This window comes from Streptomyces sp. ICC1, from assembly GCF_003287935.1.
Lineage (GTDB): Bacteria > Actinomycetota > Actinomycetes > Streptomycetales > Streptomycetaceae > Streptomyces > Streptomyces tritrimontium.
This window is the reverse complement of record NZ_CP030287.1, coordinates 3,961,755-3,979,737: the sequence shown is the minus strand read 5'-3', so window position 1 is coordinate 3,979,737 and position 17,983 is coordinate 3,961,755. Positions and strand designations below refer to the sequence as shown.

Annotated in this window: 17 protein-coding genes, 1 tRNA gene and 1 pseudogene; 11 read left to right on the top strand and 8 right to left on the bottom strand. The window is 72.8% G+C overall.

Annotated features, from left to right (window positions below; all coding sequences use genetic code 11):
• Window positions 1-34: 34 nt before the first annotated feature.
• Complete coding sequence (locus DRB96_RS18760) at window positions 35-1,876, bottom strand: endonuclease/exonuclease/phosphatase family protein (RefSeq protein WP_112449502.1); 1,842 nt, start codon at window positions 1,874-1,876, stop codon at window positions 35-37.
• Window positions 1,877-2,123: 247 nt separating this feature from the next.
• Here DRB96_RS18760 and DRB96_RS18755 point away from each other — a divergent pair, with 247 nt between their 5' ends.
• Window positions 2,124-3,695 (top strand): hypothetical protein, encoded by a 1,572-nt coding sequence (locus DRB96_RS18755; protein WP_112449501.1) that lies wholly within the window; start codon window positions 2,124-2,126, stop codon window positions 3,693-3,695.
• Between the two features lie 165 nt (window positions 3,696-3,860).
• Window positions 3,861-5,300 (top strand): alkaline phosphatase PhoX, encoded by a 1,440-nt coding sequence (locus tag DRB96_RS18750; protein WP_112449500.1) that lies wholly within the window; start codon window positions 3,861-3,863, stop codon window positions 5,298-5,300.
• 103 nt (window positions 5,301-5,403) lie between these two features.
• Here DRB96_RS18750 and DRB96_RS43810 read toward each other — a convergent pair whose 3' ends face one another.
• Entirely contained in the window at window positions 5,404-5,571 is a 168-nt protein-coding gene (locus DRB96_RS43810; RefSeq protein ID WP_204357765.1) for a hypothetical protein, read from the bottom strand.
• 102 nt (window positions 5,572-5,673) lie between these two features.
• Window positions 5,674-6,285, bottom strand: a pseudogene (locus DRB96_RS18745) (TerD family protein); the annotation flags it as partial.
• A gap of 248 nt (window positions 6,286-6,533) precedes the next feature.
• Here DRB96_RS18745 and DRB96_RS18735 point away from each other — a divergent pair.
• Window positions 6,534-6,866 carry a hypothetical protein gene (locus tag DRB96_RS18735; protein ID WP_112449499.1) on the top strand — a complete coding sequence of 111 codons (333 nt, stop codon included), beginning with the start codon at window positions 6,534-6,536 and terminating at the stop codon, window positions 6,864-6,866.
• Window positions 6,867-6,930: 64 nt separating this feature from the next.
• Here the strand turns inward: DRB96_RS18735 and DRB96_RS18730 are convergent, their stop codons facing one another.
• A complete protein-coding gene (locus tag DRB96_RS18730; RefSeq protein ID WP_112449498.1) occupies window positions 6,931-7,323 on the bottom strand; it encodes a nuclear transport factor 2 family protein in 393 nt (130 codons plus the stop codon).
• Window positions 7,324-7,458: 135 nt separating this feature from the next.
• On the opposite strand from DRB96_RS18730, the gene DRB96_RS18725 reads away from it, so the two are divergent.
• From DRB96_RS18725 to DRB96_RS18710, 4 genes are all read left to right on the top strand, one after another.
• Window positions 7,459-8,043 (top strand): TetR/AcrR family transcriptional regulator, encoded by a 585-nt coding sequence (locus DRB96_RS18725; protein ID WP_112449497.1) that lies wholly within the window; start codon window positions 7,459-7,461, stop codon window positions 8,041-8,043.
• 162 nt (window positions 8,044-8,205) lie between these two features.
• Complete coding sequence (locus tag DRB96_RS18720; protein ID WP_275432078.1) at window positions 8,206-9,495, top strand: MFS transporter; 1,290 nt, start codon at window positions 8,206-8,208, stop codon at window positions 9,493-9,495.
• Between the two features lie 138 nt (window positions 9,496-9,633).
• Complete coding sequence (locus DRB96_RS18715; protein WP_112449496.1) at window positions 9,634-10,398, top strand: glucose 1-dehydrogenase; 765 nt, start codon at window positions 9,634-9,636, stop codon at window positions 10,396-10,398.
• An 80-nt stretch (window positions 10,399-10,478) separates the two neighbouring features.
• The gene (locus DRB96_RS18710; protein WP_112449495.1) at window positions 10,479-11,549 is read left to right on the top strand and encodes a glycosyl hydrolase family 18 protein; all 1,071 of its coding nucleotides are present in this window, start codon (window positions 10,479-10,481) and stop codon (window positions 11,547-11,549) included.
• Between the two features lie 62 nt (window positions 11,550-11,611).
• On the opposite strand, the gene DRB96_RS18705 is transcribed toward DRB96_RS18710, so the two are convergent.
• A tRNA-Met gene (locus tag DRB96_RS18705) sits at window positions 11,612-11,685 on the bottom strand.
• Between the two features lie 390 nt (window positions 11,686-12,075).
• Here DRB96_RS18705 and DRB96_RS18700 point away from each other — a divergent pair.
• From DRB96_RS18700 to DRB96_RS18690, 3 genes are all read left to right on the top strand, one after another.
• Complete coding sequence (locus tag DRB96_RS18700; protein ID WP_053678014.1) at window positions 12,076-12,279, top strand: cold-shock protein; 204 nt, start codon at window positions 12,076-12,078, stop codon at window positions 12,277-12,279.
• A 351-nt stretch (window positions 12,280-12,630) separates the two neighbouring features.
• Window positions 12,631-14,238 (top strand): DEAD/DEAH box helicase, encoded by a 1,608-nt coding sequence (locus DRB96_RS18695; protein ID WP_112449494.1) that lies wholly within the window; start codon window positions 12,631-12,633, stop codon window positions 14,236-14,238.
• A gap of 48 nt (window positions 14,239-14,286) precedes the next feature.
• The gene (locus tag DRB96_RS18690) at window positions 14,287-14,598 is read left to right on the top strand and encodes an SCO5918 family protein (RefSeq protein WP_112449493.1); all 312 of its coding nucleotides are present in this window, start codon (window positions 14,287-14,289) and stop codon (window positions 14,596-14,598) included.
• 94 nt (window positions 14,599-14,692) lie between these two features.
• Here the strand turns inward: DRB96_RS18690 and DRB96_RS18685 are convergent, their stop codons facing one another.
• Window positions 14,693-15,031 (bottom strand): hypothetical protein, encoded by a 339-nt coding sequence (locus DRB96_RS18685; RefSeq protein WP_112449492.1) that lies wholly within the window; start codon window positions 15,029-15,031, stop codon window positions 14,693-14,695.
• Between the two features lie 212 nt (window positions 15,032-15,243).
• On the opposite strand from DRB96_RS18685, the gene DRB96_RS18680 reads away from it, so the two are divergent.
• Window positions 15,244-15,582, top strand: a complete 339-nt coding sequence (locus DRB96_RS18680) for a MerR family transcriptional regulator (protein ID WP_112449491.1) — start codon at window positions 15,244-15,246, stop codon at window positions 15,580-15,582.
• A 1-nt stretch (window position 15,583) separates the two neighbouring features.
• Here DRB96_RS18680 and DRB96_RS18675 read toward each other — a convergent pair whose 3' ends face one another.
• The gene (locus tag DRB96_RS18675) at window positions 15,584-16,597 is read right to left on the bottom strand and encodes a TolB-like translocation protein (RefSeq protein ID WP_112449490.1); all 1,014 of its coding nucleotides are present in this window, start codon (window positions 16,595-16,597) and stop codon (window positions 15,584-15,586) included.
• Window positions 16,594-17,970, bottom strand: a complete 1,377-nt coding sequence (locus DRB96_RS18670) for an MFS transporter (protein WP_112449489.1) — start codon at window positions 17,968-17,970, stop codon at window positions 16,594-16,596. The genes DRB96_RS18675 and DRB96_RS18670 overlap by 4 nt, the downstream gene beginning before the upstream one ends.
• Between the last annotated feature and the right edge of the window lie 13 nt (window positions 17,971-17,983).

The following is a 17,983-nucleotide window of genomic DNA, read 5'->3' as shown; positions in this document are numbered from 1 at the left end:
GCGGCGGTGCGGCCCGGCCCCCTCGGCACCGCCGCTACGGGCGGAAGCGGACGATCTGCGGGTCGTGGTCGCTGTTCTGGTTCGCGAACTCCGCGTTGATGTGCACGCTGTCGTAGCTGAACTGCTTGATGCCCGGGCTCGTCAGGATCTGGTCGAGGACCTGCGCGTTGCCCTGGTAGACGTACGAGTAGCGCTCCGCCTTCGGCAGCGACTTGATCGCCGCGTACAGCGCCCCGCCGTCCTCCAGCGCCTTCGTCGTGCCCGAGAACTCGAAGTCGTTGATGTCGCCGACCACGAGGACCGCGGCCTTCTTGTCCACGGCCAGGATGCTCTTCACGAAGCCGTTCACGGCCTGCGCCTGCAGCAGCCGCTTGGCCTCGGAGGAGCGCACCGGAGGCTGGTGCGAGGAGGTCAGGCCCTCGTCGCCGCCCTTGGAGCCGAAGTGGTTGGCGATCACGAAGACGGTCTTGCCGCGGAAGACGAACTCGCCGGCCAGTGGCTTGCGGCTGTCGGTCCACGCCGCGTTCGCCGGGTCGATCCGGCCGGGGGAGTGGGTCAGGGCGGGCTTGCCCTTCTCCTTCACCACGCCGGTCGCCGTCACGGCGTCGCCCGGGGCGCGCTCGGTGAAGGAGACCCGCGCCGGGTTGAAGAGGAACACCTGGCGGATGTTGCCGCCGGGCTCGCCGCCGTCCTTCTTGTCCTCCGGGTTGATGGTCCGCCACTGGTACGCGGGGCCGCCCGCGGCCGCGATCGCCGCGGTGAACTTCGTCAGGGTCTGCTCGGCCGACACGGTGCCGTCGTTCTTGGCGCCGTTGTCGTCCTGGATCTCCTCCAGGGCCAGGACGTCGGGGGAGGCGAGGTTCTCGACGACGGCCTTCGCCAGGTTGTCGAACTTCTCCTGCGGGTCGCCCGGGTCGAGGTTCTCGACGTTGTACGTCGCCACCGCGAGCTCGTTCGAGGCCTGCGCCTTGGTCTTCTCGGGGGCGAGGGTGCCCGCCGTCACGGTGCCCAGGGTCCGGGCCACCAGGGTGTAGCCGCCGAACTGGTTGAAGTCCAGCGGGCCTTCGGTGGTGCCCACGAGCTTGTCGCCGACGTTGGCCACCGGGAACGGCTGCTGCGCGAGCGGCGCGAGCTGCTGGATCTGCAGGCGGCCGGTGTTCTGGGACTCGTACGAACCGTAGACCGTGCCGCCGCGCTTGGCGTTGTTCTCCCAGCCCTTGACCGTGACCCACAGCTCCGCGTACGGGTCGGTGGCGCCGACCACGCGGGAGGTGCCGATCTTGACGCTCATGCCCTCGAGGGACTCGTAGTAGTCCAGGGCGTAGCGCGCGGGCTCCAGGGTCAGGGCGTTGATGCTGCCGGCGGCGGCCGGGTCGCCGGCCGGGGCGTAGGCGCACGGCACGGAGTACTCGTTGACGGCGGTGGCCGCGGGCAGCGCGTTGCCGGAGGAGACCACGGTCACGACCGGCTTGGAGATCTGGGTGACCGACTGGTTCCCGGAGGTCACCCCGCCGGGTATGTACTCGCCGACCGTGCCGGAGACCTTGACGGCGTCGCCGACGGCGACGGTCGGGACCGAGCTGGTGAAGACGAACACGCCTTCGCTGGTGGCGTCGTTGTCGTCGGCGTCCGGGTCCTGGATCCAGAAGCCGCGCGAGCCGTAGGTGCGTACGCCCGTGACGATGCCCTCGACGTCGGTGACCTGCTTGCCGACGAGCGGGGAGGTCCGGGTGGTGCCCTGGATGTCGTGGATGCGTGTCGGATCGGCGGACGCGGCGCCTTCGGCCGCGTCGGCGGTGCCCGCGAGGAGGCCGGTGGCCAGCGCGGTGGCGACGAGGGCCGCGACGGCGGCGGAACGGGGATGCGAGGAGCGCATGGGCAGGAACTCCGGTGTGTGGAGGAGAGGGCAGATATCTACGCGCGTCAATTTCCTTCGTGGCCAGCAAAGTTGTCAAGCCCTACAGGGGATACGGAATCTGACTGTGGGATGAACCAAAGGCGATCGCAGGCCGGACGCACCCCAAGTACGTCTACGCTGGTGCGCCGTGGGACCGGCCCCGCCCGGGCGGCCGACCCCACCCGAACGACCCGAACCACCCCGTGCCCGCGAGGAGAACCGCCCCATGTCCGCAGACTCGCACCCCACGCTGCCGCCGGTACGGCTGCCCTCCGACGCGGAGCTGGCCCGCGAAGCCCTCGCCGCCCCGCTGTTCGCCCGCGCGGTCCGCCTCGCCCGCTGGGCCGGCCCGGACACCCGCGTCGACATCGGCGGCGAGCTCGTCGCCGCGCAACTCCCCGAGGCCGTCGCCCTGCTCGGCCTCGACGCCGCCGACGAGGACTCCGCCGGCCACGCGGGCCAGGCCTGGCGCGTGGCCGTCGACACCGGACTCGTCGACGTCACCGAGCCGGAGGAGGACGCGGCCGGGCCCGGGGAGGAGTCGGGCCCCGACACGGAGTTCGGCCCCGACACGGAGTTCGGTACGGCCGAGCCCGGCGAGGACCTGGCGCTGCTGACCTCGGGCACCCCCGGCGACGTGCTCGACCTGTGGCTCGCCGCCCTGGACACCGTGCTCGCCGACGCCGCCGTGCCCGCCCTGGACGACCTCGTGGACGCCCTCGACGCGGGCGGCGAGATCGACTTCGAGCAGCTCGACTGGAACCCGCGCCGCGAGGCCGACTTCCTCGACGGGGTCCTCGCCAACCTCTACCTGCTCGCCGTCGCCGAGGGCGGCACGGCCGACGGCCCGGTCCCGCTGCCCGTCCTCGCCGCCTCGATGGTGGTGCCCGATGACATGGGCGATCCGACCGATGCCGTACTGGAACAGGTCTCGGACGCGATGATGCGCCTCGACGACCAGTTCCGGCAGCTGGAGCCGATCGGGCTGGTCGTGTTCCGCCCCGTCGACGAGGAGCTGATGGCGGAGGCCGACGACGAGGAGTTCCTCGCGGGCGCGGGCGGGGTGGCCGACGATGAGGACGTCGCCCGGTACGGCATGGTCCGCCTGACCCCGCTCGGCCTGTACGGGATCCGGGCGCGCATGCTGGAGGCCGGCGTGGAGGCCCCGGCCGTCGGAGACCTGGCCGACAAGGGCGCCGAGGTGCTGCTCGACGCGGTCTCCCACTACTCCGAGGGCGCCGCCCAGGCCGAGATCGAGCACTGGCTCGCCGACCGCCCGGTGGCCGCGGCCGTCGCCGAACTGCTCGCCGCGGCCCGTGGCGCCGACCCGGGTGCCCCGCTGCGCCGACTGCGCTGCCAGCAGGCCCTCGCGCAGGTCGGAGGCGGAGTCGGAGCCGGAGCCGGCAGTGGCGGCAGCGGCGACGGCGATGCGGCCGAGGCCGAGCAGGCCGTCCGCGCGGTGCTGGACGACCCGGAGCTCGGCGGGCTCGCCCGCGTCTGGCTGGCCGAGCGCGGGGTGGTCGGCGTACCGGCTCCGGACGGGGCGATGGTGTTCTGGCTGACCGTCGACACGATCGCCGCGCAGCTCGCGGCGGACGGGGAGGACGAGGCGCGGGAACTGCCGCTGCTGATCGAGTCGCTGACCGCCCACCACACCGGCTTCTTCGACCAGGCGTGGCGCGTGGAGCACCCGGCGACGGCGTACGTCCTGGAGGCGATGGGCCGGCTGCACCCCGACAAGAAGGCGGCGAAGGAGGCCCGGAAGGCCGCGTTCAAGGCGCGGTCGCGGGGAGTGTGAGGCGGCGGTAACCGGCCGTTCCCGAAAGGGAGTCGGCCATCGGGGGGACCGGCAAGGGGTCGATTCGTTTTCCCGGGTAGTTCAGTCGGCGTTCACGTGCGGGCGGGAGCGTGTCCGCCGACGACCGCACGACAGGCGCAGCACCTCCCCACCCCTGGAGACCCGATGCCGCTCAGCCGTAGAGACTTCACCGCCCGCACCGTCCTCGCCGGCGCGGGAGTCGCCCTCACGGGGACGGTCGGCGCACTCGCCACCGCCCCCGGGGCCCTCGCCGCCGACGACGAGACGCTGCGCGGCGGGCACGGCCACCCGCACGGCCCCGGCTACGGCCCGCTCGTCCCCGACCCGGCCGGAATCCTGGCCCTCCCGGCCGGATTCAAGTACCGCGTGATCACCCACAGCGGTGTCACGAAGCTCGACTCCGGCGAGATCACCCCGTCCAACCACGACGGAACGGCCGCCTTCGAAGGCCACCGGGGAGTCACCCTCCTCGTCAACAACCACGAGCTGAAGGGCCCGCGCTCGGGCTGGACGCACCCCGTCCCGCTCACCGAGGGCCTCGTCTACGACCCGGCGGCGTCCGGCGGCTGCACGGTCGTCGAGGTCCGGCGCGGTGGCGAGGTCGCCGAATGGGTCGGCGTCGCCGGTACGTCGACCAACTGCGCGGGCGGCTCGACCCCCTGGGACACCTGGCTGACCTGCGAGGAGAACGAGGACCTGGCCGGCAAGAACGGCATGACCAAGGACCACGGCTACGTCTTCGAGGTGGACCCGCACGACCGCCGCGCCAACCGCGACCCCAAGCCCGTCAAGGCCTTCGGCCGGTACGCGCACGAGGCCGTCGTCATCGATCCCAAGCGCGGCCACGCCTACCTGACCGAGGACGCCTCCGGCCCCAACGGGCTGCTCTACCGCTGGGCCCCGCCGAGCGGCTTCCACCACGGGCGCGGCAAGCTCCGTACGCTCGCCGCCGACGCCGGCGTGCTGGCCGCCGCCAAGTGCTTCGACAGCACGGGAGTGTTCGTCGACGACCTCTCGCGGGCGACGAAGATCGGGACCACCTACGGGGTGGACTGGGTGCCGGTCGTGGACCGGGACGCCCGCACCGTGCCGGTGCGCAAGCAGTTCGGGGCGGCGGCCGTGACCCGCGGCCGCAAGCTGGAGGGCATGTGGTGGGCTGACGGCGGCGCGTACTTCGTCTCCTCCTACGCCCGCGAGGAGAGCCCGGGCAAGGCCCACGACGGCCAGGTGTGGTTCTACGACCCCAAGCGGCGCACGGTCCGGCTGACGGTCCTGATCGGGGTGAACGCCGACCCGTCGGTGGACGGCGGGTACGACGGCCCCGACAACATCACGGTCTCCCCGTACGGCGGCCTGATCATCGCCGAGGACGGCTCGGGGCTCCAGCACCTGTTCGGCGCGACCGAGTCGGGGCGCACGTACCCGCTGGCGCGCAACGAGATGAACATGGGGACCGCCGAGGCGCCGGAGTACTCGGAGTTCACGGGCGTCTGCTTCTCCCCGGACGGTCGGACGCTGTTCGCCAACATCCAGGACCCGGGCATCATGCTGGCCGTCACCGGGCCGTGGCGGCGCGGGCACTGAGCGGCGACGGGCAGGAATGAGAAGAGCCGCCGGGCCCTCGGGCTCCGGCGGCTCTTGTCATGTCATCGGTTCGTCTGTTCGTCTGCCTGTCGGGTCGGCTGGATCAATGAGCTTCGGCGCGGCTGGCCGTGGCCCACTCCTCGAGGAGGAATTCATACGCCTCGGAGGGCCACTCGCCGTCCACCCGGCTCTCGACGAGCTGCCGAATCGCCTCGTTCGCCTCGGCGGCGGACGGGCGCGCGGGACCCGCGGGCTGGAGTGTCTGGTGCATACGTCCAAGGCTACGGGCGCGCACTGACAGCCACCTCCGCATTAAGGGTGGAACAGATCACCCGCGGGGGGCGTCCGTCGCTCCATGTGCCCGCTCACCTGCTCAGAGTGCCTGCGCGGCGGGCTTGACCATGCCGCGCACTGTGCGCGACTTCACAAACTCGCCCATGGCCGTCATCTCCCATTCGCCGGAAAACTGCTTGATCAGCTTGGCCATCATCACGCCCGTCTGCGGCTCCGCCTGGGTCAGGTCGAAGCGCACCAGCTCCTCGCCGGTCGCCGCGTCGATCAGGCGGCAATAGGCCTTGGCCACCTCGGTGAACTTCTGGCCGGAGAAGGAGTTGACCGTGAAGACCAGGCCCGTCGCTTCGGCGGGGAGGCGGCCGAGGTCCACGACGATCACCTCGTCGTCGCCCGCGCCGTCACCGGTGAGGTTGTCGCCGGAGTGCTTGACGGAGCCGCCCAGGATGGACAGCTTGCCGAAGTAGCAGCTGTCGATGTGGTTGCGCTGCGCGCCGTAGGCGATGACCGAGGCGTCGAGGTCGATGTCGCGGCCGCGGAACGCCGGCTCCCAGCCGAGGCCCATCTTGACCTGGGAGAGCAGCGGGCGGCCGCCCTTGACCAGGGAGACGGTCTGGTTCTTCTGGAGGCTGACCCGACCCTTGTCGAGGTTGATCTTCCCGGCGCCGGGGGCGGGGGCCGCGGCGACCGGCGCCGGTGCCACCGGTGCGGGTGCGACCGGTGCCGGCGCGCCCGTCGCACCGGCGCCGAGCCAGGGGGAGGCGCCGCCGAGGGCGATGAGCGCGCCGGCCAGGCGATGACCCCAGCAGCTCACCGCCCGCACGCAGACCTCTCGCACCCGCGAGGGGTCTTCTTGGTTTCCGGGCCCACGCGCCCGCCCTCCCTGCGAACCTCACAGCCCGGCCGGCAAGGCCCCCGCCCCAGGACAGGAGCCCACCACTCATGACCCGCAGCGATGTTCTCCCCGCCGTCTCCGCCGTCTCCGCCGTCACTGCCGTCCCCGCCGTGCGTACCGCGCGGGCCGCCGCCCCCGTCTGTCACGCGCTGACCGTCACCGTCCAGGACGGCGGCCACGCCCTCACCCGCATCTCCTCGATGCTCAACAACCTCTCCGTCAGGGCGCTTTCCTTCAGGGCCTCCGAGGACGGCGGCCCCGCCGTGTGCGAGATCGTCGTCCCGGCCTCCGACTCGCCCCGGGCCCAGGCCAAGCTCCTGCGCTGCGTCGAGGTCGTCGGCCTCACGGCCCGCCTGGCGTCGGACCAGCCGGTCGGCTGAACGCCGGTCGGCTGAACGGCCGCGCCGCGCCGGGGTCTTGGCGCGGCCGTGGCCCGCTCGCGGGTCAGCGCGCGCTGCCGAGGTCCCGGTCCGCTTCCGCGCCGGCCAGCATGAGGGTGGTCTCCTCGATGCGGCGGAACCGGCCGTCGGGGGCGAACTCGCCGAAGAGGTAGACCTCCATGCGGACGCTCGAACCGTCCGTCTTGGTGACGTTCACGGTGTGGCGGTCGGCGTAGCGGGTGCCGTCGCTCAACTCCTCGTGGACCTCGAGGGTGCCGCCGGCCACCACCGTGCGCAGGTGGGCGATGTGCGCGAGGAATCCGGCACGATCGTCCCACGTGCCGTTGGTGCGCTGGCGGTAGTCGGGGGCGAAGTGCCGGTCGGCCGCCTCGTGGAGATCGAGCCCCGGGGTGAAGAGCAGATCGGTCAGGGCGGCGGTGATGTCGGTCCGGCTCACGGCTGTCCTCCATGGACGTACGGGTGTGTGGCGCACGCACGTGACTGTACGTTCCTGGCCGCGCCACCCCGTCGGCCACAGAACCTCGAACGCCTTACTTGACTGACCGTTCCAGTATCCCGTAGAGTCTGGGACGTGGCCAGGACCAAGGAATTCGATCCGGAAGCCGCACTGCAGTCAGCTCTGGAGCTGTTCTGGCAGCGCGGCTACGAGGCGACGTCCATGGCGGACCTCGTCGACCGCCTCGGCATCGGGCGGGCCAGCATCTACGCCACCTTCGGCAACAAGCACGACCTGTACCTGAAGGCGCTGGACCGCTACAACGAGAACCGTGACGCGGTCCTGCTCCACGAGCTGTCCCAGCCGGGGGCGGCGCTGCCGGCCGTGCGGGCGGTGGTACGCCGCTTCGCCGCCGAGTCGAGCTCCGCCGGTCAGCGGCTGACCGGTTGCTTCGTGACCAACACGGCCGCCGAGCTGGGGGCGCACGACCCGGTGGCGGCCCGCAAGGTCGAGGCGAGCTGGAACCACATCGAGACCCTGTTCCACTCGGCGCTGGCCCGGGCCCGGGCGCAGGGCGAGCTGCCGGCGGACCGCGATCCGCGCGCGCTGGCCCGGATGCTGCTGGTGCTCATGCAGGGCATGCGGATCGTCGGCAAGGCGTCGGAGGACCCGTGTCGGCTGCGGGACGCGGCGGAGCAGGCGCTGGCGCTGCTCGACTGAAAAGCACTTCCCCCTGGGGGAGTGTTCTTATAGGCTCATTCTGGAATGTACGTTCAAGTATAAGGGGGAGTCGTGACCGTCACCACGCACCACGAGAGCACGAACGAGGCCGCGGCGGCCGGAAGGGGAGCGGCCGGCCCTGCCACCGGCCCCGCGTTCGCGCTGCTCGGCACCGTCCAGATGTCGCTGATCTTCGCGCTCACCTCGCTCGTCGTGCCGCTGCCCACGATCGGCCGCGAGTTCTCCCTGGCCCGTGACGACCTCATCCTCCTCAGCGCCGCCTACGGGCTGACCTTCGCCGGCCTCCTGCTCTTCGGCGGCCGGCTCACCGACCGGTTCGGCGGGCGCCGCGTACTGAGCGCCGGACTGCTCGTGTTCGCCGCGGCCTCCCTCGTCGCGCCGCTCGCCCAGGGCCCCGGCCTCCTGCTCGCCGCCCGCTTCGCCCAGGGCGTCGGCGCCGCGCTCACCGCACCCGCCGCCATGGCCGTACTGCGCGCCGTCTTCCCCCAGCCCGCCGCGTACGGGAGGGCCATGGCCACCTGGGGCGGCCTCTCCGTCCTCGGCGCGACCGCCGGGAACCTGCTCTCCGGGGTGATCTCCGCACTGGTCGGCTGGCGGCTGTCCTTCGCCGTCCCGGTCGCGGTGGCCGTCGTCGCCCTCGTCCTCGCCCCCCGGCTGCTGCCCGCCACCCCGGCGGGCGAGGGCCGCTCCCTGGACCTGCCCGGCGCACTGCTGGCCACCACCGGCATCAGCCTGGCCAGCTACGGACTCGTCCTGACCGACGCCCACTCCTGGGGTTCGCGCACCGTCCTGCTCTCCCTGCTCACCGCGGCCCTGCTCCTGCTGGCCTTCCCGCTCGTCGAGCGCCGGGCCCGTGACCCGCTGCTCCCGCTCGGATTCCTCCGCGACCGGCGCCGGGTCCTGGCCCTCGCGGCCATCGGCCTGACCGCGGCCGGCACGGCGACGGTGTTCGTCCTCCTCTCGCTCCACCTCCAGCAGGAGCTCGGCTGGTCGGCGCTGCGCACTTCCGCCGCCTTCGTCCCCTTCGCCGTGGTGCTGCTGGCCGCGGGCCGGGCGGCGGGCCCGCTCGTCGCCCGGTACGGGGCACCGCGCGTCAGCACGGCCGGGCTCGTGACCGCGGCGGCCGGCCTCGCACTCCTCGCGCTCACCGGCCTGACCGCGGACATCCCGTACGCCGTCGGCCTCCTGCCCGGCCTGATCCTGCTGCCGGCCGGCGCCGCCGCGGCCTTCGCGGGGGCCGCGGTGCTGGCCACCGACGGAGTGGAGCCGCACCAGGCGGGACTCGCGGGCGGAGTCATGAACACCGCGATGGAACTGGGTCCGACGGTCGTCTTCGCCGCCGTGCTCGCCTTCGGCTCCGACGCGATCTCCCTCGCGGTGTCCGCGGCCGCCTTCGCCGCGGTCGCCTTCCTGGGCAGCCGGACCAAGTAGCCGTCACCACGGCCGGCCACCCCGGGGTGGCCGGCCCTCCCCGGTGACCGGACACGGGCCACCGGACACACACCACCGAATGCACACCACCGAACACACAGCACCGAACACCACTCACAGAGCAGGGGATCCACCACCATGTCCGCACGTTTCACCGGCAAGAGCGTCCTCGTCACCGGCGCGGGTTCCGGCATAGGCCGAGCCGTCGCCCTCGCCTTCGCCGCCGAAGGGGCCTCGGTGGTCGCGGCCGGCCGCGGCGCCGCGGCCCTCGGGGAGACGGTCGCGCTGATCGAGGAGGAAGGCGGCACGGCCGTCGCGGTCACCGCCGACGTGACCCGGTCCGAGGACGTACGCGCCTTGGTCCGCAGCACCGTCGAACACTTCGGAAGCCTCGACGTCGCCGTCAACAACGCGGGAGTCTTCCGGGGCGGCGGCCCCGTGGCCGACCTTCCCGAGGAGGACTGGCGCACCCTCCTCGACGTCAACGTCACCGGCGTCCTCCTCAGCCTCCAGGCCGAGGTCTCCCGGATGCGCGAGCAGCCCACCGGAGGGGCGATCGTCAACATCTCCTCGAACCTCGGAGCACACGCCCGCATCCCGGGCGCGGCCGGCTACATCGCCACCAAGGCGGCCGTCTCCGCCCTGAGCCGGGCCGCCGCCCTGGACCACATCGGCGAGGGCATCCGCATCAACGCGGTCAGCCCCGGGCCGGTCGCCACCGACATGTCGCTGTGGCAGGGCGAGGACGAAGCCGGCCGCGCCGCCCGGATGAAGGACGAGTCACCCCTGGGCCGGGTGTCCGCCACGGCCGAGGTCGCGGCGGCCGTCCTGTACCTGGCCTCCTCGGACGCCGCCTCCGTGGTCGGCACCGACCTGGTGATCGACGGTGGCGCGGCGGCCTGAGGCCCGTCGGCCCGCCACCACCCGTCTGCCCGACGTGCCGTCGCCTGGCCCCCCCGTGCGGGGGAGCCAAGGTCGGTGGCATGAAGACCGCCCGCTCCGCCAGTCTCTCCGCCGCCCTCGCGGCCGCCGTCGCGCTCGCGCTGACGGCGGCCGCGCCGGTTCCCGCTCCCGCCCAGGCCCGCGCCGCGCCCGCCCGCACCGTGTCCGCCTGGCTTCCCTGGTGGGACCTGGAGACCGGCTACCGGGACGCACTGGCCCACGCCGACCAGCTCCACACGGTCAGCCCGTTCTGGTACGCGACCTCGTCCGCGACGGAGGTCAAGAGCGAGACCGGGGCCGGCGAGCGCCGGGTCATCGACGGACTGCGCGCCAAGGGCGTCAAAGTGGTCCCCACGGTCACCGAGAGCCTGCGCGCCCCCGCGATGGCGGACCTGATGAACGACCCGGCCCGCCGCACGGCCCACGTGGACGCCCTCGTCGCCGTCGCCACGAGCCGCGCCTACGACGGCCTCGACCTCGACTACGAGGTGATGACGGAGACCGCGGACGCCGCCCTGCGCGAGCGGGTCCGCACCGGGTACAACGCGCTGACGAGCGAGCTCTGCGCCCGCCTGCACGCGCTCGCCAAGAGCTGCGTGGTCACCGTCATGCCGCGCACGAAGGACACGGGCCAGGCCTTCGACTACGCGCACCTGGGCTCCGTCGCGGACCGCCTGCGGATCATGGGCTACAACCTGCACAACGCCCTGCAGGACCCGGGCCCGCTGTCCTCGACCGCCTGGTACGAGGAGTTCCTCGCCTACGCCACCGCGCACGTCCCGCGGGACAAGCTGGAGGTGGCGCTGCCCGCGTACGGGTGGAACTGGACGGTGGGCTCCAAGGCCCGAGCCCGGCACGTCACCTCGCTGGAAGCGGAGGAGCTGCGCCTCGAGGTGGGTGCGGAGTACGACCTCGACGAGGTGTCCGGCACCCCGCACTTCGACTACACGGACGACGAGGGCGAAGAGCACCAGGTCTGGTACCAGGACGCGAACGGGGCGGCCGCGCACCTGGCGGTCCTCGCGCGGCACGGGGTGCGGGGCGCCGGACTGTGGGCCCTGGGGTTCGAGGAGCCCGAGCTGTGGGACGCCTTGGCGGCCCAGGGCACGTGAAGGACCCCGGAAACGGCTCCGGCCCCCTTGACGCGTGGGCGTCAAGGGGGCCGGACCTTTCGTAGCGGGGACAGGATTTGAACCTGCGACCTCTGGGTTATGAGCCCAGCGAGCTACCGAGCTGCTCCACCCCGCGTCGTTGACACCACTGTACGGGACTTCCCGGGCGCCCCACGCCACTCACGCGGGGCGCCCCAAGGGAGTGGCCTGGGGCGGGTCCGCGCCGCTCCCGATTATCTATCCCCGCGAGGGCAGAATTGAATACGGGGGGCGGTGAGAATTTCTGGCGCAGTGAAGGAGCGGCCGATTTGCGGGTCAATCTTCCGGACCCGTCGTGATCCGCCGTGCTACTGTGGTTCCAGTTGCAGTTGTGGTTCCCAAAAATTTCGAACACCTTCGCTGGCTCTTCAACGACCGGCGCGAGTGTTCCCAGTTTTTCCGGTGCTTTCCGGGCTGGGCGATCATTCGGCGACTCGAGATCCGTACAGTGCGGGTCTCTGGGCTGAGCCCACAAAGGAGATTCAACATGGCTAACGGCACCGTGAAGTGGTTCAACGCGGAAAAGGGTTTTGGCTTCATCGAGCAGGAGGGCGGCGGTCCTGACGTCTTCGCCCACTACTCGAACATCGCCTCCCAGGGCTTCCGCGAGCTCCAGGAAGGCCAGAAGGTCAGCTTCGACATCGCGCAGGGCCAGAAGGGCCCGACGGCCGAGAACATCGTCACGGCCTGACGTTCAAGCGCAACCACGCAGCTGGGGCCCGCACCTTGGGGTGCGGGCCCCAGCTCGTTGCTTTTCCCCGGCTCCGCCGGCCGTCACGGCCCGTGAGAGCGGCGCGGGGGCGCAAGCCCCCAGACGCCCACCTGTTCGGCCGATGGATCCGCTCCTCGGCTCTCCGCCCGCACACGATCGCCGGTCATCTCGGCGCGCAGTGCGGTGCCCCTTTCATGACGGCCCGGTCGCATTGCATTCCGGTCCCGTCGCATCTGATTTTACTCCGGCTCATTCTTGTGAATCGTCGCGCGGCTCGTATTTCCGCTGCCGAGAATTCCTCGATGTGTGCCGTATCGAGGAAGGTTCTGCATGAACCGTACGACTCGCATGAATGACCGCTCTTCCCGCACCCGTACGGGTGGTGGATCCTCCGGCTCGTACGGCGGCTCCTCCTCCGGCTCGTACGGCGGCTCCTATGGCGGCTCTTCCGGTTCTTCCGGCGGCCGGGGGACCCGTTTCGGTTCCTCGTCGGCCCCCAGCCGGTCCGGCGGCCCGAAGCGCTCCGGCGGCGGCGGTGGCGGCAGCTACGGCCGACGCTCCTCCGGCCCGCAGGGCGAGTTCGCCCTGCCGGTCACCGTGGTCCCCGGGCTGCCCGCCGTCGAGGCGTTCGCCGACCTGGCCATGCCGGCCCCGCTGCTCAAGGCGCTCACCGCCGAGGGCGTCGCCACGCCGTTCCCGATCCAGGCGGCCACCCTGCCCAACACCCTCGCGGGCCGTGACGTCCTGGGCCGCGGTCGCACCGGCTCCGGCAAGACCCTGGCCTTCGGCCTCGCGCTGCTGGCCCGTACGGCCGGCCAGAGCGCCGAGTCGGGGCAGCCGCTCGCTCTGATCCTCGTACCGACGCGTGAGCTCGCCCAGCAGGTCACGGCAGCCCTCACCCCCTATGCCCGCGCGGTCAAGCTGCGCCTGGCCACCGTGGTCGGCGGCATGCCGATCCACCGGCAGGCCGGCGCGCTGCGCGCCGGGGCCGAAGTGGTCGTGGCCACGCCCGGCCGCCTGAAGGACCTCATCCAGCGGGGTGACTGCCGGCTGAACCAGGTCGCCATCACCGTCCTGGACGAGGCCGACCAGATGGCCGACATGGGCTTCATGCCCCAGGTCACCGCCCTGCTCGACCAGGTGCGCCCCGAGGGCCAGCGGATGCTCTTCTCCGCCACGCTCGACCGCAACATCGACCTGCTGGTCCGTCGCTACCTGACCGACCCCGTCGTGCACTCCGTCGACCCTTCGGCCGGCGCCGTCACCGCGATGGAGCACCACGTCCTGCACGTGCAGAGCTTCGACAAGCAGGCCGCCACGACCGAGATCGCCGCCCGCGAAGGCCGCGTGATCATGTTCCTGGACACCAAGCACGCCGTGGACCGGCTCACCGAGCACCTGCTGAGCAGCGGGGTGCGCGCCGCGGCACTGCACGGCGGAAAGTCGCAGCCCCAGCGCACCCGTACGCTCGCGCAGTTCAAGACGGGCCACGTCAGCGTGCTGGTCGCCACCAACGTCGCGGCCCGCGGCATCCACGTCGACAACCTCGACCTGGTCGTCAACGTGGACCCGCCGACCGACCACAAGGACTACCTGCACCGCGGCGGCCGTACCGCCCGGGCCGGCGAGTCCGGCAGCGTCGTCACCCTGGTGCTGCCCAACCAGCGCCGCGAGATGACCCGCCTGATGGCCGCGGCCGGGATCACCCCGAACACCGCGAACGTCCGCTCCGGCGAGGCCGAGCTGAGCCGCATCACCGGCGCGCAGGCGCCGTCGGGCATCCCCGTCACCATCACGGCGCCCGTCAGCGAGCGCGCCAACCGTGGGGCCAGCTCCTCCAGGGGTCGGCGCAGCCGTCCCGCACAGGACCGGCGCAGCCGCACGAGCACGGCGCCCAGGGGGTCCGAGGGCCGTCCTGCCCTCGCCACAGCCGCTTAGATCTCCCGGACAGTCCCCAGACCGGTTCTCTGCTACCTGTGAGGCACCATGCGCTGCGTCATCGCCCGTTTTCCGTTCGACCTGACCAAAAGCGGTGTGCTGGAGTCGATGAAGGGCATCAAGCCCGAACCGATCACCGCTGAGTCCGTGATCGTCGGCCGGCGCGCCTACCCCGTCAAGCAAGTGGGCGCCGTCATCACCCGCCAGGACCGCCGCGACTTCACCGCCGGCGAGGTGATCAGGGCGCTGACCGCGCTCGGCTTCACCTGCCGCGGGCTCGCCCCGGTCCCGGCGCCGGCCGCCGAGCAGACCCCGCTCGAGAAGGCGTCGGCCATGCTCGGCGCCCCCGCGGGCGTGTAGCCGCGGGCGGATCGAACACCACGTACGGACCCCAGGGCCCCGGTCGGCAGCAGCCGACCGGGGCCCTCGGCGTTCCCCGGACACGGCTCCCGGCTCATGCCCGCGTCCAGCGCGGGCCCGCCGCCGGGCCCGCCGCCGTGGCGGCCGCCGGCGGCTCGGCCCCGTCCAGGCGCAGGCTGCGCAGCGTGGCGTCCGTCTCGCGCTGGAAGTGCGCGTAGGTGATCAGCCGGTCCCACAGCGGGTCGGGCCTGCCGGGGACGGTGGCGCCGCGCGCTTCCCACTCGCGGGCGAGCTGCTCGAAGAGGGCCGCCCCGCCGGCCGGGGCGGATCTGCCGGGATGCTGCCGGGGAATGCCCCGCGCCGCCGCGGCGGGGCTGCGCTCGGGTGCCCGGTGCCGGGCCGGGGACGGGGAGACGGCGTGTGGAGTGCCCATGCCCGCCCCAACGATTCTGCGCGCCCACGGGCACGCCCCGGCGTCGACGGGCCCGGCCGTGGACGGCGGTCCGACGCACGCGCGACGGTCGCGCACCGCCTTCCGGCCGGTCCGAGGGGCAGAGGGACCCCGCCCATGGTGTTGAATTTCCCTCGGGGACCTGGTGCCGGACGGCAGCAGGGCCTTCGACGCGTCCCACAAACGAGGTGAAAGTGACACCAGAGAACACGCTCGGCCGTTTCGACGACGACGACTATCCGGCCTACACCATGGGCCGGGCCGCCGAGATGCTCGGCACCACACCGGGCTTCCTGCGCGCGATCGGCGAAGCCCGGCTGATCACCCCCCTGCGCTCCGAGGGCGGCCACCGCCGCTACTCCCGCTACCAGTTGCGCATCGCCGCCCGCGCCCGGGAGCTCGTCGACCAGGGGACGCCCGTGGAGTCCGCGTGCCGGATCGTCATCCTCGAGGACCAGCTAGAGGAAGCCCAGCGCATCAACGCCGAGTACCGGCGGGCGGAGGGCGGCTCGCACGAGACGGCCCAGGCCTGAGTCAGCCGAGGCGGGTCGGCGACGAGGCGGCCGGCGCCAGGACGCGCGGGGCGCCGGTGCCGTCGGCCGGCACGGTCCAGAGGTCGGTGGTGTCCACCGACCCCTCGGTGGGCAGTGCGTAGGCCAGGGTGCGGTCGTCGAGCCAGAGCGCCTGGTCGTCCACGCTGCGCTTCTCCGCGAGCGGCTGCTCCCGCAGGGTCCGCAGGTCCAGGACGTGCTCCCGCCACAGGGACGCGCCGCGCTGCACGCGCTTCTTGTAGGCGACCCGGGTCTCGTCGGGGGACAGCGAAGGGCACTCGACGTTCTTGGCGAGGGTGGTGACGCTGCGCCGCGAGATCGAGCCCTTCACCAGGTAGGTCTGGTTGCCGGTGCCGAGCGTGGCGTAGAAGGTGTCGTCGTCCTTGGAGAAGGTCACGCCCCAGAAGTTCACGTCGCCCGCGCTGTAGGGCCGGCCGTCGAGCTCGATGGCGAACTTCTCCAGGTCCGGTTCGAGCGTGCCGGTGCGGACGTCCGCGATCGAGGTGCGGGTGGAGAAGAACGCGGCGCCGTAGGACTCCCCGGCGACGAAGACCGTCCACGCGGCGAAGTGCCCGCTCGGGGACACCCGGGCCCTGGACGGGGTGCCCGCCATCGGGAAGCTGCGCACCGTGCGCAGCTGCGCGTCGACGATGAGCGCCTTGTTGTCCTGGGCGAGCGCGCCGGGGGAGGAGTTGAGGCAGACGCCCGTGCCGGCCGCCGCGTGGAAGCGCTGGCAGGTGAGGTCGGAGGCGGTCCGCCCGCCCTGGGGGGACTGGGCCGGAACCGAGACGACGGCTCCGCGGTGCGGCCCCTGCGCGCCGTTGAGGAAGGCCAGCCCGTCCTGCCGGTCGAGCGTGACCCGGCCCTCGGTGGCCGTCGGATCGCCCTCCCGGGTCTGCTCGGCGCGTGCGGCGGCGCGCACCACCATCGCGCCGGCCGCCCCTCCGAGGAGCAGCACGGCCAGGGCGAGTACGAGCAGCCGGCGTGAGCGGGTCATCGGGTTCCTCGGGTGCGTCGGGGGTGCGGGGTCCGGCCGGACGCGCCGTCCGGGGCCGTGGGGCGGAGTACGAATCCGGCGACGGCCGCGCAGCAGCACAGCCCGGCCGCCGCGGCGGCGAGCGCGGGGCCCGAACCCCACAGCGTCCAGGCCCCGCCGAAGGCGAGCGAGCAGCCGAAGCGGGCCAGCGCCTGGCTGGTGCCGACGACCGCGATGCCGGTGCCCCGCAGCTTCGCCGGGACGGTCGCGGCGACGGCGGCGGGCAGCACCCCGTCGGTGGCGGCGTAGAACATGCCGTGCAGGACGAGGACCAGATAGGGCAGGGCGGGCCAGGCGGGGGCCCACAGCAGCAGCCCGTAGCCGGTCAGCAGGAGGGCGTGCCCGGCCAGGAACACGGTGCGGCGTCCGATCCGGTCGGCGAGGGCGCCGGCCGGCACGGCCAGCAGCAGGAACACGGCGGCGGTGCCCAGGGGCAGGAGCGGGAACCACTGCTCGCCGATGCCGGTGCGGTCCTGGAGCAGCAGGTAGAGGAAGGCGTCGCTGACGGTGGTCAGGCCCAGCAGGGCCGCGCAGGCCGCCAGGGCGCGCAGCCGGGGCAGGCGCAGCAGGGCCAGCGCCTCGCGCACGTTGACCGCGCCCGCGCCCGGCTTCGGGGCGGCGGGTGTGCCCGGGACCGGCTTCGCGGGAGCGGCGGGGCGCGCGGGGGCGGGGCGCGCGGGTGTGCCGGCTGCGCCCGGGTCCGCGCCGGAGGGGACGAAGAGCACGAGCACCACGACGCCGAGTGCGGCGATGCAGGCGCTGACCCCGAACACGGCGTCGTACCCGTCGACCGTGACGCTCAGGATGAAGAAGGCGGCGAGGGGGCCGAGCAGCGCCCCGGTGGTGTCCATGGCGCGGTGCACGCCGAAGGCGCGGCCTTGCAACTCGGCAGGCGTGGAAAGGGAGATGAGCGCGTCGCGCGGGGCAGTGCGCAGGCCCTTGCCGGTGCGTTCCAGGGCGAGGACCACGCTGATCGGGCCGAGGCTGTGGGCGAGCAGCAGCAGCGGTTTGCACAGCGCGGACAGGCCGTAGCCGATCCCGGCGATCAGCTTGTGGTTGCGGATCCGGTCGGCGAGGTGGCCGCCGGTCAGCTGCACCAGCGCGCTGACCCCGTTGTACAGGCCGTCGAGCGCACCGAAGCCCAGCGGGCTCAGGCCCAGTCCGGCGACCAGGTAGAGCGGCAGGACGGCGGTGACCATCTCCGAGGAGATGTCGGTGATCAGGCTGACCGCACCCAGTGCGAGGACGGCCGAGGCGACGGCGGGGGCCCGGACGGGGCTGCCGTCCGGTGCGGTCTTCGCGCCCGCCGGCGCGGAGCGGTCCGCGAGGTACATGCTCTCGAGCTCC